The 15,122-nt window shown below is 42.2% G+C and carries 14 protein-coding genes and 1 rRNA gene; 2 read left to right on the plus strand and 13 right to left on the minus strand.

Going from position 1 to position 15,122, the window contains the following annotated elements:
- Positions 1-236: 236 nt before the first annotated feature.
- Positions 237-348, plus strand: a 5S ribosomal RNA gene (gene rrf / locus EPL05_RS12010).
- 376 nt (positions 349-724) lie between these two features.
- Here rrf and EPL05_RS12015 read toward each other — a convergent pair.
- From EPL05_RS12015 to EPL05_RS12040, 8 genes are all read right to left on the minus strand, one after another.
- A complete protein-coding gene (locus EPL05_RS12015; RefSeq protein WP_128534222.1) occupies positions 725-928 on the minus strand; it encodes a hypothetical protein in 204 nt (67 codons plus the stop codon).
- Between the two features lie 1,592 nt (positions 929-2,520).
- Positions 2,521-2,958: a DUF1801 domain-containing protein gene (locus tag EPL05_RS12020; protein WP_128534223.1), complete on the minus strand. Its 438-nt coding sequence runs from the start codon at positions 2,956-2,958 to the stop codon at positions 2,521-2,523.
- Between the two features lie 10 nt (positions 2,959-2,968).
- Entirely contained in the window at positions 2,969-3,439 is a 471-nt protein-coding gene (locus EPL05_RS12025) for a VOC family protein (RefSeq protein WP_208394733.1), read from the minus strand.
- A 14-nt stretch (positions 3,440-3,453) separates the two neighbouring features.
- Complete coding sequence (locus EPL05_RS12030) at positions 3,454-4,365, minus strand: AraC family transcriptional regulator (protein ID WP_128534224.1); 912 nt, start codon at positions 4,363-4,365, stop codon at positions 3,454-3,456.
- 182 nt (positions 4,366-4,547) lie between these two features.
- On the minus strand, positions 4,548-5,225 hold the full coding sequence (locus EPL05_RS24305) for a hypothetical protein (protein WP_243837281.1): 678 nt from the start codon (positions 5,223-5,225) through the stop codon (positions 4,548-4,550).
- A gap of 10 nt (positions 5,226-5,235) precedes the next feature.
- Positions 5,236-6,087 (minus strand): recombinase family protein, encoded by an 852-nt coding sequence (locus EPL05_RS24310; RefSeq protein ID WP_243837282.1) that lies wholly within the window; start codon positions 6,085-6,087, stop codon positions 5,236-5,238.
- 29 nt (positions 6,088-6,116) lie between these two features.
- Complete coding sequence (locus EPL05_RS23970) at positions 6,117-6,290, minus strand: hypothetical protein (protein WP_166727688.1); 174 nt, start codon at positions 6,288-6,290, stop codon at positions 6,117-6,119.
- A 473-nt stretch (positions 6,291-6,763) separates the two neighbouring features.
- A complete protein-coding gene (locus tag EPL05_RS12040) occupies positions 6,764-8,215 on the minus strand; it encodes a HEPN domain-containing protein (RefSeq protein ID WP_128534225.1) in 1,452 nt (483 codons plus the stop codon).
- A 188-nt stretch (positions 8,216-8,403) separates the two neighbouring features.
- On the opposite strand from EPL05_RS12040, the gene EPL05_RS12045 reads away from it, so the two are divergent.
- Positions 8,404-8,826, plus strand: a complete 423-nt coding sequence (locus EPL05_RS12045; protein WP_128534226.1) for a helix-turn-helix transcriptional regulator — start codon at positions 8,404-8,406, stop codon at positions 8,824-8,826.
- A 12-nt stretch (positions 8,827-8,838) separates the two neighbouring features.
- Here EPL05_RS12045 and EPL05_RS12050 read toward each other — a convergent pair whose 3' ends face one another.
- From EPL05_RS12050 to EPL05_RS12070, 5 genes are all read right to left on the minus strand, one after another.
- Positions 8,839-9,552: a hypothetical protein gene (locus tag EPL05_RS12050; protein ID WP_128534227.1), complete on the minus strand. Its 714-nt coding sequence runs from the start codon at positions 9,550-9,552 to the stop codon at positions 8,839-8,841.
- Positions 9,545-10,066 carry a hypothetical protein gene (locus tag EPL05_RS12055; RefSeq protein WP_128534228.1) on the minus strand — a complete coding sequence of 174 codons (522 nt, stop codon included), beginning with the start codon at positions 10,064-10,066 and terminating at the stop codon, positions 9,545-9,547. The genes EPL05_RS12050 and EPL05_RS12055 overlap by 8 nt, the downstream gene beginning before the upstream one ends.
- A 507-nt stretch (positions 10,067-10,573) precedes the next feature.
- A complete protein-coding gene (locus tag EPL05_RS12060) occupies positions 10,574-12,823 on the minus strand; it encodes a glycoside hydrolase family 2 protein (RefSeq protein ID WP_128534229.1) in 2,250 nt (749 codons plus the stop codon).
- A 178-nt stretch (positions 12,824-13,001) separates the two neighbouring features.
- A complete protein-coding gene (locus EPL05_RS12065; protein WP_128534230.1) occupies positions 13,002-14,204 on the minus strand; it encodes a hypothetical protein in 1,203 nt (400 codons plus the stop codon).
- Positions 14,205-14,222: 18 nt separating this feature from the next.
- Complete coding sequence (locus tag EPL05_RS12070) at positions 14,223-14,915, minus strand: glycoside hydrolase 5 family protein (RefSeq protein ID WP_128534231.1); 693 nt, start codon at positions 14,913-14,915, stop codon at positions 14,223-14,225.
- Positions 14,916-15,122: the final 207 nt, after the last annotated feature.

Here is a 15,122-nt window from a genome sequence, read left to right on the forward strand (position 1 = left end):
GAACAAAGACTATGGCCTCTCAACACAAAGCTGTTGTTTTCTCTGATACTTTTACTTCTTTCAATAATATGTCATTGTTTATATGGTTCATTAGTTCATAGGTATCATTGGTTCATTAGTAGCCATAATGCATATAACGAAGAACATAAACAATATAAAATATAGTACGCTATTCATTAGTCACGTTGCAAATACCAATGAACAACTGAACTAATGAACCAGTGAACTGAAGATATTTAGGTGTCTATATCGGCGGTGTCCACCTCTTCCCATTCCGAACAGAGAAGTTAAGCCCGCCAGAGCCGATGGTACTGCAGTAAAATGTGGGAGAGTAGGTCGGTGCCAAATCTTAAAGCCGCAAGGCCTTAACGAGAACCCTTTCATCTAACGATGAAGGGGTTTCTTCGTTTAAAAGAAATCCAGAAAGGCTCTTGTCCGGGAGTTCGGAAATCTTCCACTATTTGTTCACGTTTAACACATGAACGGCGTGAACATGCGTGAACGCCTCTTAATCAATACCTTAGCAAAATCATATACCCCTTTTACTGACACACTCGTGCCACCATGGGTTTTAGCCGTAGCCGTTATATTTGTGTTCGCTTGCTACCATAAGCAGCCTCACTTCTGCCTATCTGGCGCAGGCTTTTGCCTTGTTGGTGCAGGTCGCGGGCCTGTTGGGTGAGCAGGGTGCGGTGCGTTTGAGCAGGCGGGTATCCTCGTGGTCTTATCGTAGGAATTGGTAGCGCAGGTCGTTGATGTCCTTTTCTATGCGGCATACGCAAATGTTTTCTTCGCCATAAGTTTGCTGCGCATTGTGTTGCTTTATCTGTTTAAAATAGCGTTCGTGCGGGCTGCTTTGGCTTTCGCCTATGGCAAAGGCGCTATCGCAAAAGTTGATGAGCATTTTGCTGCCCTGCAGATCGTTCACGGTGAGCGTCCGGGGTTGCGCTTGGGGGTATGCGCCAGGGCCATTCAAGCGATACCCGCGAAAGCAAAGGCCACCGCAATTGGGCGGTTGATAAGTATGCCAATGAAAAAAGTATGCCGGACCAGATATTACCCTGAAAGATAACCTGGCCGAAACCGTGGGCAAAAAAGCAAGCTTATCATTTGCGCCGGTATTAATTGAACCTGCTTGAGGCCGGATAATCGTTGGGTAATAGTGAGCAAACCGGTCAGATCAACTGATCACCGACCCCTTGTCAATAGCCTTATTAGGTTATTCCGGTGGGCACCTGACCGAATGGGAAATGCCAGACGCTGTTCAGCAACTGGAGATCTTTTCTGTTTACTAACGTTCGGGAGGATCCCGATTTTTGACGGTGAAATTGAGCTTTTCGTAAACCGGTATTATGTGGGTCAAAAAGGAGGTAAAGGGTACGACGATCGAGTTCCCAAGACCAGCGACATCCAGGCCATCTGAACCGCAGAAGGTAAGGTTATCAAAAATGATGCGGGTGTTACTCAAACCAAAACTGTAGAATTTGGAAACTCAGCGTGGCCAGGCATTCCTGTTCAATGACAGCCAATAAGGATCTACGGGCATTGGAAGAGCTTTAGGCCAAACAAGAGGAAGGGCAAACGTTATCGCCAAATGAGCGCGCGGCAAAACTGATCGATGACAGCAAGGTGGTGAATTGAAGATCGGTCATATTTTCAGTCAGCAGGCTGCCTATATTAACACCTTTGCGAAGATATTAAAGGATGAGCGCTTTGAAATTGCCAAAGCGACAAGGGATGCGCAAAAGATCGCTAACCTGTGCATTCCGTCTTGATTGTTCACACCTGCGCTTAGTAAAGCTCAAACGGAATCACCATCGACGGTGATTTTCAGATAAATAAATCTGTTGTCTTGTTGTTTGTTTTGGCTGCTTTAAAAAGGACAATAACCCAAACGTTTTTTCTAAAAAAAAAACATAAATAAAAGGTAAACAAAATTACGTGTCAGCTATTTGTTTCACGAGATGCGCTTGTAGCGAATGTGGTGTGGTTCAAATCGTTATGAGCCATTCATGGCGTCTTTTTGATTTATAGCTCAATTTTGAAAAGACGCTACGAATGACGCAACAGAGTTTTGCGATTATTTGCGAGTTTTGGCAGGTATGTAAAAGAAAAAGCCCCTTAATTTCGCAATTAAGGGGCTTTTGACACTTTTGTCAATGTAATCAGCGGAGAGCTAGGGTTTTGAACCTATTGCGATTCCGCTTTACTGAGGCCGTTTTTGGTACTTTTTGAACTTGAACGCTACGAATAGCGCATTTTTTCAATTTTACCTTTGGCGGAGAGTTAGGTTTGTGAACCTCCACTCTTATATGCTGGTAATCAGTAATTTACATTTTCAAAAGTCCTTTACGCTACGAATAACGCAATAGCAAATAGACTCTAATTGTTAAGTCAAATATATAAATAATATTAAAAAAAATAAAGTCTATTTTCTTATCAGCGGGTCGGTTCTAGCCTAGTCTGGGACATATTTGGCGTGTGAAATCTTTATGTGGACAGCTTTTACTTGATGTATTTTTAATGGTCCCTGCACGCACACTCGTGGTGTTCATTAAGGTAGGCGACGGTCGATGTGGCCATCGTTTCCAAGACGTTGATATTGATATCTGAAAGCTTCTTTACGTAAACGCATGCTTTGCCAATTTTGAATTTGCCCAGACTGTTCAAGATCTTTTCCTGCTCCGGTATTGGAGAATAGACATATAGCGAAAACTCTGCCTTTCGCGGCGAAAATCCCATTAATGGCATATCGCCTTCATGCCCGCTGGCATACTTATAGTGGTAACTTCCAAACCCGATAATACTTGTGCCCCACAATTTGGGGTCGAATCCCGACCATGCACTCATCAATTCTATCAGTCGGTAACTATCGGCTTTCTTTTGGTCGTTTTCGACATATGATTCAATAAAATCGGGTACGCTTACATTTGTTTCGGTTGTTTTTGTCTTTGCCATACTTTGCCTATTAATCTTTTGGCTCCCACAGTTGAATTTTGTTTCCTTCAGGGTCTAAAATATTAACAAATTTACCATATTCAAATATTTCTATCTTATCAACGATGGTCACATTTTCCTTCCTAAGCTCTGCAACCAGTTGCTCCAGATCATCAACCCGGTAATTGATCATAAAATCCTTAGTCGAGGGCGCGAAATATTTTGTGTCGTTTGGAAAAGGGTTCCATTGGGTAAGCCCCTTTTTGTTACCGTCGCCTGCCTCACGCCACTCAAAACTGGTTCCATACGGTGTGGTGTCAAAACCGAGATGTAATTTATACCATTCGTTGATCGCTTTAGGGTCCTTGCACTTAAAAAATATACCCCCTATACCTGTTACTTTTTTCATTTTTTGTTTATTGTTGCTAATGATTGTGTTTACTGTAAAACCTGACAAAAAAGAAGCGGCTACAACTATGGTGAGCAATACTATTTTTTTCATTTTACTTATTTTTTTTATTTGAAATTATTTACCGCGTTAACGGGAATCCCGATGTCCAGATCGAAATGGCTCCAGTTGCATACATTTTCTTTGTCCAAAAACACCTCCAGTCCGGGTTGCGCTTCGCATTCATAATCACTATTGATCAGCCAGTTATCAAACAAATAATTGATACCCGTTGCAACCAAATTAATGTCGCCTGATACTCTGGTAAAGGCATATTTGCATGCAGGCAGTGTAGTTATTTGTACCGGGCTGTCCGCACTCACCTTAAAATCTTTTGGCAACGTTATGCATGATTCATATGTGTACTTCTCTTTTGGAGTTACTTCCGGGTCGTCCTTGGACATGCCAAAAATAGTTTCCGACGGATACAGGCCTACATCCTTTGACCAATGGATCAGTTTTGCAAATGCAGCGATCACTACGCGCTCCTTAAAAGCATCAGTCACCCTGATATATGCGATCCTCCGTTCCGGCAGTTGCTTAATCTGAACAGGAAAACGTTTTTCCAATTCATCCTGCGTCAAGTCACAATGATATTCAATTATTGGTTGTAAATCTTTGCGAATCTTGCTGTTTTTTATTTTTTCGCCTTTTCGATACTGACCCGGTGAAACGCCGAAATAGTGTTTAAATAAACGCGATAATGTTGCCGTAGAGGAAAAGCCACATTCAGTTGCAATTTCAGCAATAGTTTTTTTGGAAAATCTAAGAAGACGGGCAGCTTTTTCATTGCGCATCCTATTGGTAAAATTATGAACGGTTTCACCCATCATAGCAACAAAGATCCGGTGAAAGTGAAAAGGCGAAAAAAATGCAACAGAAGCTAATTCCTCGAGGGAAACAGACCTGTCCAGATTATCGTTAAGGTGATCGATCACCTGATTTATTCTTCTTTTATAAATGTCAGTTGATTTGTTCATAGGTTATCATTCCGCAATATACTTATCAGTAAGGTAGAGCAAGCCCAAATTATAAGTTTAAAAGCAATTAATGGTTGCTTCTATTTTACACCAATAGAAAATTATATAGAATGTCCCCAGGCTGGGCATAATTCGAACCATTTGGTAGAGCAATTGAAGGTGTTGAACGACTTAAGAGTTGCTTAAAGGAGTTCGATTCCCCTACGGGCTACCAAAGGGGAAAGATGCAAGTTAGTGTATCTTTCCCCTTTCTTTTTACCCTTTAACTGCCTGTTAATCTGCAATATAAGTTCAAGCGCAGTGTTCAAATAGGGGGTTCGATGTCCTGTTCCGTCATAGCATAGGTTTTTAGGGTATATCGAACCGATCAATTTTCGCTTTTCTATGATGCTGGCCGATCTATAATGTATTTGTATGTCCGAATACTTCTGTATTACGATATCTAATAAACCTTCAACCGTTTTTAAGCTCTCTCCCTTACTCGGCAGATCTGAAAGCTTGGCCTCCAAAACCCTTAAAGTAGCCGTACTTTCTGTTTTTATTGCCTTGAAGTCTTCGGCATCTATTTCTTCCATCATAAACCGTCTACGAGCATTGGAAAGGATTTTCTCCTGCTTATCAATCTGGTCTGCTAATAGCAAACGTTCGTTCGACCCGCCCTCGCGTTCCGATTTAAAAACATCGATAACAATAGCTTTGAAATGGTCTGCAATGCCTGGTGTAAGTTGGAAGTTCAATAATTCGTTTTCAAAATATTCATTTACCGTTGCCGCTTTAAAACGGCATTTACAGTTTCCTGCGCAATGGTAATAATGAAAATAGTTACCGTGTCTGCCTCTTGACGCACTTCCGGTAAGCATCCTATGGCAGTCAGGGCACTCTAAAAAGCCTCTTAGCGGCAACATTTGTTGCAGTATTTTTCTTATTGCCGTTTAGGACGTCTTGTACTTCGTAAAATAGTGCTTCGCTTATAATCGGTTCGTGCTGCGCTTTTACAAATTGCATTTCTTCATCTTCATATGGTGGCACCACAATAATTCCGCAATAAATAGGGTCTCTGATGATTTTCCAGAAATTGTTCCTTTCACATTCAAAACCTTTGGTTTTGGCCATTTTGCGTATCTGTTCAGCGTTATGTGTACCAGTAGCTAATTCCTTAAACACCCATTGCATAATACTCGCTTCCGGCTGCTTTGGTGCAATATATTTCCTACCATCAGGATGAGAAAGGTTAATATATCCTTTGGGTGCGGTGGAGACACATCGCCCTGCTTTCCTTGCCCTGCGCATACCAGTCAAAGTGTTGAGCGCGCGCCTTGTATTCTCTGATTCAGGAACGGCAAGGTAAACAGCAAGCATGACTGTGCTCTCAGGTATCTTAAAATCAATGGGCTGATCAATGGCCATTGCCTGAACATTAATATCACGCAATATCCCTATCATTTGATAGGCAAATTCAATGTTCCTGCTGAACCGGTCCCATTTGAGAAACAGGATATTTTCCTGGTCTTTTTTCTTCCTTGCCTTAACTATGTTTAACATTTTTGTCCATTCCGGGCGATTGAAGTTCTTTGCAGAATAGTCTTCTCTGAATATCCCCTTAACCTCAATGTTATTTTGCTCACAGTAACGCAATAGGCGATCTTCCTGTTCAGGTAATGAGTAACCCTTTCTTTTTTGTTCATCGGTGCTTACACGCACGTATAGGTAGGCAGAATTCATAATGAGTAAGTTAAAAGCCAGCTAATATTTTACTTATCCGGCTTGTTATTAACGTATTGATTTACAGTTAATTTAGCTAAAAAATACAAGAAATCCAAAATTTTCTCTGCTTCATTTTCAGATATTTCAATGCCATCCTTTCGTAGGGCTTTGATGGTATCGGTAGTTGTAACAGTTTTATTTTTCAGCCGGGCCTTACTCATTCTGTAGCGTTAAGCAACAAAATTGAGCATAGCCCGTCTTTAATCTTGACAAGCTTTTCGGTAGTACCGAACAATAAAGGTCAGTTACGGCTTTTTAACACAGGTAGGCATTGCTCCGCTTAAACAACCGGGAGTGCTAAGCCGCTAAATTGTCAAGGGTGGCGCAACAACTCCAAAAAGCAATCGCCATTTACATGTCCTTTACGATTTAGAGGCAGGGCTAACTTTGTGGCGGCGGTGTAATGCAACGATAGGGATTCATCGCAGCATTCTTTATTAGTTTAGCTTATAATTTACAAGCTGGGGTTTTAGGCGTTGTCACTTTTCTTTTCAGCCAGCTTTCGGGTTTTGCAGGTGTAACGAGGTAGGAGTTACTCCTGCTTTCGAAGCGAGGCTGGCGGGCGAATGGATGTAGCGTGCATACGCGTGATGTAATGAGCCGCTTGCCGCAGCTGCACTACTCCAAAGAACAATTACAAGCTAGCCATAAGCAAATTTTGCTCATAGACCCTTTCAGCCACATTCAATAACTGTTTGACTGTACCCAATAACGCTCTAACATTGTTGCGCTCGGCTTCGTACCCGTCCTTATACCTGACATTTACATAAGCGTGTTTCAGTTCGTTAAACAGCATCAAATTCCCCTGTTCATCTGTCTTGAATACCATAACAAGATCAGCCGTAAACATTTCGGTAATCGTAAGCAACCTCGATAGGTTATGGTTGTTAATATCATAATTCAGTACTGCTCTCACTAAAGCGACCAAAACACACTCCGAACATTGATGCAGGCAAAAGAGCGCGGCATTATCTGCACCTTGCTGCAAATGATATTTTGCCCCGTTGTAAAAGTCTAATCCCAACCGGTGCCAGTGTTCCCATTGCGATGATGTTGCTGTATGTTGGACGGCAGATAATGGCATAGCAGCAGGTAATAATAGTCCCCCTGATAAATAAACAGCGGGGCAGCCTAAAGCGGTGTTAAAAAACAGATTGCTCCGCTTTAACCCCGTAAACAAGGCGGATGCGTGGTGTACTAAGGCTACTACTTTTGCTGTTTCCCTGCAACTGTCTTCTATCATACCTGCAAGGCTTTGTGCTAACCGCTGTTCCTCATTAGCGGTAAGTACAAGTGCGTATATTTTATCATTAGGTGCAGTACCCAAATAGATCACTGCCTGAACAGAATTGACCTTATGAATGATAATGGAAATAAGCTTGCTGATCAGTACCCCCTGTTTATCCGGCATATTACTGTTTAGGTTATATAGTTTGACAGCATAAACCTCCCGTTCGGCTTGGGAGAGATTAGCGGATAACGAAAACGGCACCCTGCCTATAGGTGTATCAAACTTCAATGATGGCTTTGGCGATAACCGCTGAAAAATAAACCATGCAGCCCCGAATAGCTTTTCCAGGTTCTCGTTGACCGTCAGCAGGTCTAAAGGCTCTATAAATTCACGGGCGGGTTTACTTGACAGGCCATGCTCCAGCCAGTCGTAAAGCATCGCACGGTATTGCGGTAAGTTGTACTGACTAAAAAAATCATCCAATAGTAAATAAGGGTTAAGCTGTTGTTCTTTGCTCAGCGATACCGGGTAATAACTCCATTCCCTTTGTTCATACGAAAGTTCATTTGCTGTTACCGATACATTCGGTTTGTCGGACATATCTTTGATCAGATGTGCCGCTTCAATAATACAAATCGTAAGTTTATGAAAGTACAACAACCCTGATGGACTACCTTTCTCATCCCGGTAAAAGTCCGGCTTCAATATGGTGAAACACCAGTTCTGCAAGGTTTCCAAATGGCCCGGTAAACTATCGTGATCAAAAAAGGTCGTGATAAAGCTTAACGGGTTGTTAACCTGTTCGGGCCGCAGGTTAAGGGGATAAAAATCCCATTGGTTAAATTCTTCAGCCATACTAAAACTATTATACCTGTCTGTATTGGCAGGTATATCAAAGTTCAGCTGAAGCTAATTTCTATCCTATTCCATGGGTAGCTAACGTAGAAGCATCAAGGGATAAGTTATCCGTCTGTACCCTTGTTAATGGCATTAACCATCATCTTTGTTTTTTTATTATCTTTGTTCAACAGGCTATAAGAACAATGAGCGCAACAGCAGAAAGACCCAATATCCATCAAGGACGTAATGTAAAACGCTTCCGTGAAATGCTCGGACTTAAACAGGAAGCCCTTGCGCTTGAACTTGGTTCGGAATGGAATCAGAAGCGTGTATCATTATTAGAAGCTAAAGAAACTATAGAACCTGAAATATTATCAGAGGTGGCTAAAGCTTTGAAAGTACCTGAGGAAGCGATCAAGAATTTTGATGAGGAACAGGCTATTCATAATATTCAAAATAATTATGACAATTCTGTCATTCATGGTGGACCTACTGTAAACTACAATTGCACTTTTAATCCCATTGATAAGCTGGTTGAATTATTCGAAGAAAATAAAAAGCTGTATGAGCGTTTACTTGCCAGCGAACGTGAAAAGATCGAATTGCTGAAAAAGGGCAATAGTTAGTTTGCCTGCGATTTATCTCGACCTGCCCCGGAATCTTTGCCTGTTGATTCCTAATGCCATAATGATACGGTTTCTGATGTAGTTAGCATCAATACCTCCATATCCTCCGGCAAGATGAGCATATAAGCCTTCCTCAAAATCATCCCTGTCAAGAATTGGCTCAAATTCACCGCGCAGATAGCTGGCCAAATGCTCGGGAGCAGTTTCCATTTGCTCTTCGAAATCATCCGCATTTTCAAAAACATATACCAGGTCTTCAAAATCTGTACTTGTCCTATAGTCCGTTCCCCTTCCTTTGAAAGCCTCCCATTTAGTTGCCACAAAATAGGGCAGCGAAAATATTTTAATATCGGTTTGGTTATCTAAACGATAATTAATGGCAGTTTGGAAACCTTCGGGGTACCATTTATTACTGAAGCCCATGGCTTCCGGATGGGTTGGCATTACATCTACGGTTATTCCCTGAATCTTATACCGGCAAATCACTCCTGACGTCATATCGTTTTTAAAGCCAATATCCAGCAGGCGTTTATCCAACTCGGTATATCCTTTATAACTGGCCAGTTCCACAAGTATATCTACATCATCCGTTGGCCTTACTGCATTAACCGCAGCAGCATTAGTCGCATATAATGATACCGTAGCGCCACCGACAAACACGTATTCATGCTCAAGTTCTTTAAGGGCCTCATTAACTGCTTTTATCCTGATTAAATTTTCATGCATAAACCGATTCGAAAGTTATTTTCAATAGTTCCAACGCCTTTTTTTGCTCCCTTGCCTTTCCTACCCGGATCGCATCGGTCAAGGCAAGCATATCATACAGCCGCTCATCATGCTTAACTGCCAGCACTTGGTTAGGGTATAAAGGAGTAATGGCCTGTCCTTTTACTTTTCCGCCAGCATCCGGCCACACATATTGTTCATCCGCCACAAAGAAATTTTTTAAAATAGGCGCACTGTGTGCGGTTGGTAACCCGCGAAGGATCGGCCCAGGTTCAGCAGGGAATACGAATTTCAAACCATGTTCGATAAAACCATATAACGCGGTCTTGAAAACGACCCGCTTATCGGGGCTGATTAATTTAGCGATCATCGAACGGTTCAGAGATTCGCTGATCTCCGAATTGCTGATATGCAAGCTTGCAGCAAGGTCTTTGCTTAACCAGTTTTTATCTGAACAAATGATCTTTAACAATACGACTACATCATGTGGCCGCATCCCGTTATGTGCTTTCATATACAAATTTAACCCTTATTTCTCAATTCGCAAAACGCGAATTTACTTTAGTGGGCTACCTTCTGTTTGTACGTGCTTGCTTTTGCCTTCTTCGGTTTCTACCTAAAACAGCCTCGTCATCAATATCGTCACTTATTTGAATGCCGCCTGTAGTATGGATATTCCGGCGCCATTGATCACCCTGTTCTTAAATTACGATCAGTTGATTCCGGAACACTTTGACCAGATTAATCTTTTGACAGTCAATTTGGATTTCTGTTACTATTTACACAACCTGATGGTTTGCGTCCTACGGAATAGCCTGGTCAGGGCTCCCGGAATATCCACTTTAAGCGTTATGTCCAATGATAAATTTTCCGATTCAACATAAACTACACATTATTATAAATTACCCGACTGATTTACCTTTTCCATAAATAAAACACCTGAATCCGTATAATGGATTCAGGTGAACTCTGTGAATTGCCTGCTTTCTAAAGTCTTTTTAATAAGTGCATTTAACTCGAACTATTTATTCAATTTTTTATCACTTATGACAGTTAAACCGGCATCAATAAACTGTCCACCGGTTTTGTTTGCGCAATGGATCGCTATTACATTTTGCCGGTTTTTTATTATGCTATCTTTAATAACCTTCGACAATGCTAAGTTTTCATAATCCGATGTCCATCCTGGTAAAGACGCTGCCAGCATACCATTGATGTACACTTCACAATCTTCGTCATGGTGCACACGCAACATAAGCTGATTTAGGTCAGCACCTGAAATTTTTTCTAAATTAAAGATTTGGCGCATCCAGATATCATGTGTGTTCCATACCGTCCCAATACGTGCGCCAGGTGTTTCTCTCGTTCCGAAGCCACCAATTGCAGTTTGCCATGATGATGTGTTGAAGTCTTTGTCCATCCATTTTTCACCCGGAGCATTGGTGGCATACTGCCATTTAACCGGTGCATTTTCGGCGGTTGGTAACACATTGTTAACCTGCTCGTATATATCTTGGCTTATAGCTTTCTGATTGGACCGGCGTATTTTCTCGGGATCAACCTTTAGCACACGATCATAGGTCATAATGCCGTTCAACTCTATTTCAACATCGGTAATTTCGGTGTATACGGCGGCGCTTAAACCTTTATTGGTTTTAAATTTGGCCAACATAGTTGAAAAATTGTCATACAGTTTCAAATAGTCCTTTTCGTTATTTAAGGTCACATACTGCATCAGGTCGTTGCTGTTCCAGATATGCTGATCCAACTGATAGCCTATGCCACCGAACTCGCCACAGGCGGTAGCCTGGGTCGTGCTTTCGGGGCAGGCCGGCGGAGGATAGGCGTGAACATCGCTGATATCGCCCGCGCCTTCATTTTTCCAGCCGCTTGCCTCGTTTACTATCCGTGACGGATCAAGCCCCTTTATGAGGGCAACATATTTTTTGGTATCGTGCTGTGCCTGACCTTCATTAAATAGAACCCAGGTAACGATACTTGGTGTGTTGTAATGCGTTTCTATCATGCGTATCAACTCGTTGGTAAAGGCTTCCTTATCGGGTGGCGGCGTACCATAGGTGTAGGAGTTTGGTGAAGGCATATCCTGCCAAACCATAAGGCCCATCTTATCGCACCAGTAATACCATCGTTGCGGCTCAACCTTTATATGTTTACGTACCATGTTAAAGCCCAGCTTTTTTATCATTTCAAGATCAGACCGCAGGGCGGCATCGGTTGGGGCCGTGTAAAGACCGTCCGGCCAAAAACCCTGATCTAAAGGCCCGAGTTGAAATAAAAACTTATTGTTCAGATAAAGCCGGTGGTACTGGCCATCAAACCCTACCGAGGTTTTACGCATGCCAAAATAAGTCTTTACTTGGTCAACCACTTTCTTGTCACCATCCTGAAGAGTTATAGTCATATCGTAAAGAAAAGGATGATCGGGGGACCATAGCTTGGGTTTGCTGATCCTAATATCCGTAGGTGTCATAGCATCGCCCTTAATAGTTGCCACCACTTTGTCGCCGTCTTTAACCTGCGCAGTATAAGTGAGGTGGCTGACATTTGATACATTTAAAGACAGGTTTAGTAAGGACTTGTCAATATCTGGCGTCATTTTAAAGTCTATGATATGGCTTTGTTCCACCGGTTCCAGCCAAACTGTTTGCCAGATCCCCGTAACAGAAGTATACATAATGCCTTGCGGGTTTAGTGTTTGTTTGCCCCGCGGGAACCCTTCCGCGTCTGTAGGATCCCATACTTTAACCGTAACGGTTTGCTCACCGGAAGATATTAGGTCAGTGATATCAAATGTAAAAGGATCATAGCCACCCTGGTGTTTGCCTGCGCTCTTATTATTGATAAACACTTCGCACTCATAATCGACAGCACCGAAGTGCAACAGAACACGTTTATTATGCCAATCGGCAGGAATGGTGAACTTACGGCGGTACCAAATACGATCATGATGCTCCATAACCCCTGAAAGTGCTGATTCTACCGCGAAAGGGACAAGGATGGTTTTATTAAAATCGCGTTTCGGGTATGGTTCGTTTTGCCAGGTACCCGGTTTATATTGCCATAGGCCGTTTAGGTTTATCCACTGGCTGCGCACCATTTGCGGTCGTGGGTATTCGGGCAAAACGTTGGCCGTATCTACGTCTGCGGCGTATTTAGTCATTAAAGGCGCCTTTTTGCGTTCCCAGTGCTGGGCGTTTGCAGGTTGAATAAAAGAAGCAAGTAATAGTAGGGCAATTAAGTTTTTAAGCATAATGGTAACTTGTATGGTACGTAGATAATATTATATTATAACCAAATCATATGAATTCATTTTCAACGAATTCCAACAACACGCTTAGCATTGATCAGTTCCCTTCAACGTTTTTCTATAGGGTCGAACGAATCTGAATGTCGCGGTACTTTTAAATGCTTTTGTTCAGGCGACTTTTTTATCTTCTCGGCGTGCTGATCTGTGTAAAAAGGAAAGAGCGGATCAATGAGCGGTCCGCTATTTTCCCTGAGTTATACCAATAAACATGATTCTTTGAAAATAAATCCATAGTTTCTTTAACAGACGAGTCGTCAGCAGCATTCCATGCAGAACAGATAACCGGGCGGCCATAACGATTAATCACGTTTAGCAACCAGCCGGTTTCGGGCATTTTTTTATCCGTACCGAACGATAATATATCTGACAGGCTCCAGATATAGTTACATAGTTCCGCATCACTGCTGCCTTCATATTCAAGTCGATCCCATCCGCCCCTACGGCCGTGAACCAATGAAGCCTTATAATCAAAATCCTTATTAAAATCATTTGTTTTTATTACCGGGGTGGCAGTTAATGGCTGATCAACAAATTCAAAACGAGCCACCCTAAATATTACCGCTAATATTGATTTTAGTTTGTCCTTTGGCACACTTTGTTTACCGGGTGCTGTGTATAACTCCCAGGCTATTACTCTAGTATCAAACCCATATTTTTTTACTATAAGACTTACATAATCTGAAAGATCGACCTCGTTATTACCTGCATCTTCGTCATTAAGCAATGCGGGGATTACTCGCATATTGTGCTTTTCGGCAAGTGCCAGCAGTGTGTCCGTTTTGTTATAAAGTGCAGAAGAGTTCTTTTTCCATTCGCTATAATTTAGTTTTATACGTAACCCGTTATAGCCCATTGTTTCGGCCTCTGCTATTTTTTTTGCCCAGATTGATACTGCTTGCTCGCCCATATCCTCTGGTACATAATATAAGCCTTTAATTGGTCCGTCTAACACCCATTTCCAGGAGCGCCAGGTGCTCCAACGTTCGGTAACCTCTGCACCTGGATCCGTAATCTCACCTGGCGAAGCAAAATGAAATTTACATACCCAGTCTAGCTCTGCCCAGTCATAAGGCGAACCATCCGGATGTAGCAAATCATGGAACCAAGGCTCATAAGGCTCAAAAGAACTAAGTCCCCAAGCAACGTCCCAGTTTGAATCGGCGGTGTAAAGGCCCCTGGAATAGAAATGAACATGATACTTAGAAAAAACCGGCAACGTACGGCCAAACGTTCCGCCGCGGGTCCGTGCTATCGCTTCGGTACATACTATAGGGCGGTTGCTGAGCTTTTTCAACCTCATTATCATGTCTTCAATTGCTTTCATGCGCTCTATGCTCACGTCTTATAAATGGAAATTATGCACATCGTTCATAAGCGCGAGTTCGTCATGCCATGCTTGTGCCTTAGCATCATGAAAATCTGGCTCGTATAACCATATTGACGACAACGTAATAGGCTGTATAGGGGCTTCCTCTCTCGCCCAGATAAATGCATCTTTTAACCAAGTATAATCATTTCGGTTCTTTTCTTTCACGGCCAGTTCGGGCTCGTTCCATATATCCCAAAGAATAATGCGCGAATCATTTTTAAATTCTTGAATGATAGCCCGTACATAAGCCTCTGCATCCGCTTTTGCCCTTATTAGGTCTGGCTGTTTTAGCCAATACTTAATCTCAAGCACCGGCGAAACCGTTAACCCCTTAGCCGCCGCCTCGTCTAAAATTTGATGCAATATCTTAATATGCGTTTCAGGTCGGCCCGGTAACCAAGTACGTACACTGTTAAATCCAAGGTCGGCAGCCTTTCGGAATATAACATGACGCCCCACACCCGGGTATGGGGCATTTGGGGCATTAAAGCCTTTAATAACATCGTGTTTCTTTTCCCAATCCCAAGCTTGTTTTTCCGTCCACTGTCCCCGACCCTTAGGCTTTTTTCCTGATTGTGCATAAGTAGAAGTTTGGAGAACAAATACAATGAAGATGACGCAAATCAAACTTTTGCTATAATTTACCGCGTAAAATCTTTGTTTCATATTTGGTTACGTTAGTTCAGGGCAGTATTAAATGGTCTGTTTACGATTTTGTTGTCGTTAAAATTATATACTAAATCAATTTAGCAAAAAGTTCGCATCAGTATTACAATGTTATCGGTAATGATAGGTCATTACGGTGGACATACGTTTTATTTATCGCTTACAAATACGCTCATTAAGATACTTTTTTACCCTCATGCTATAGGG

The organism is Mucilaginibacter gilvus (assembly GCF_004054195.1).
Taxonomy (GTDB): Bacteria; Bacteroidota; Bacteroidia; order Sphingobacteriales; family Sphingobacteriaceae; genus Mucilaginibacter; species Mucilaginibacter gilvus.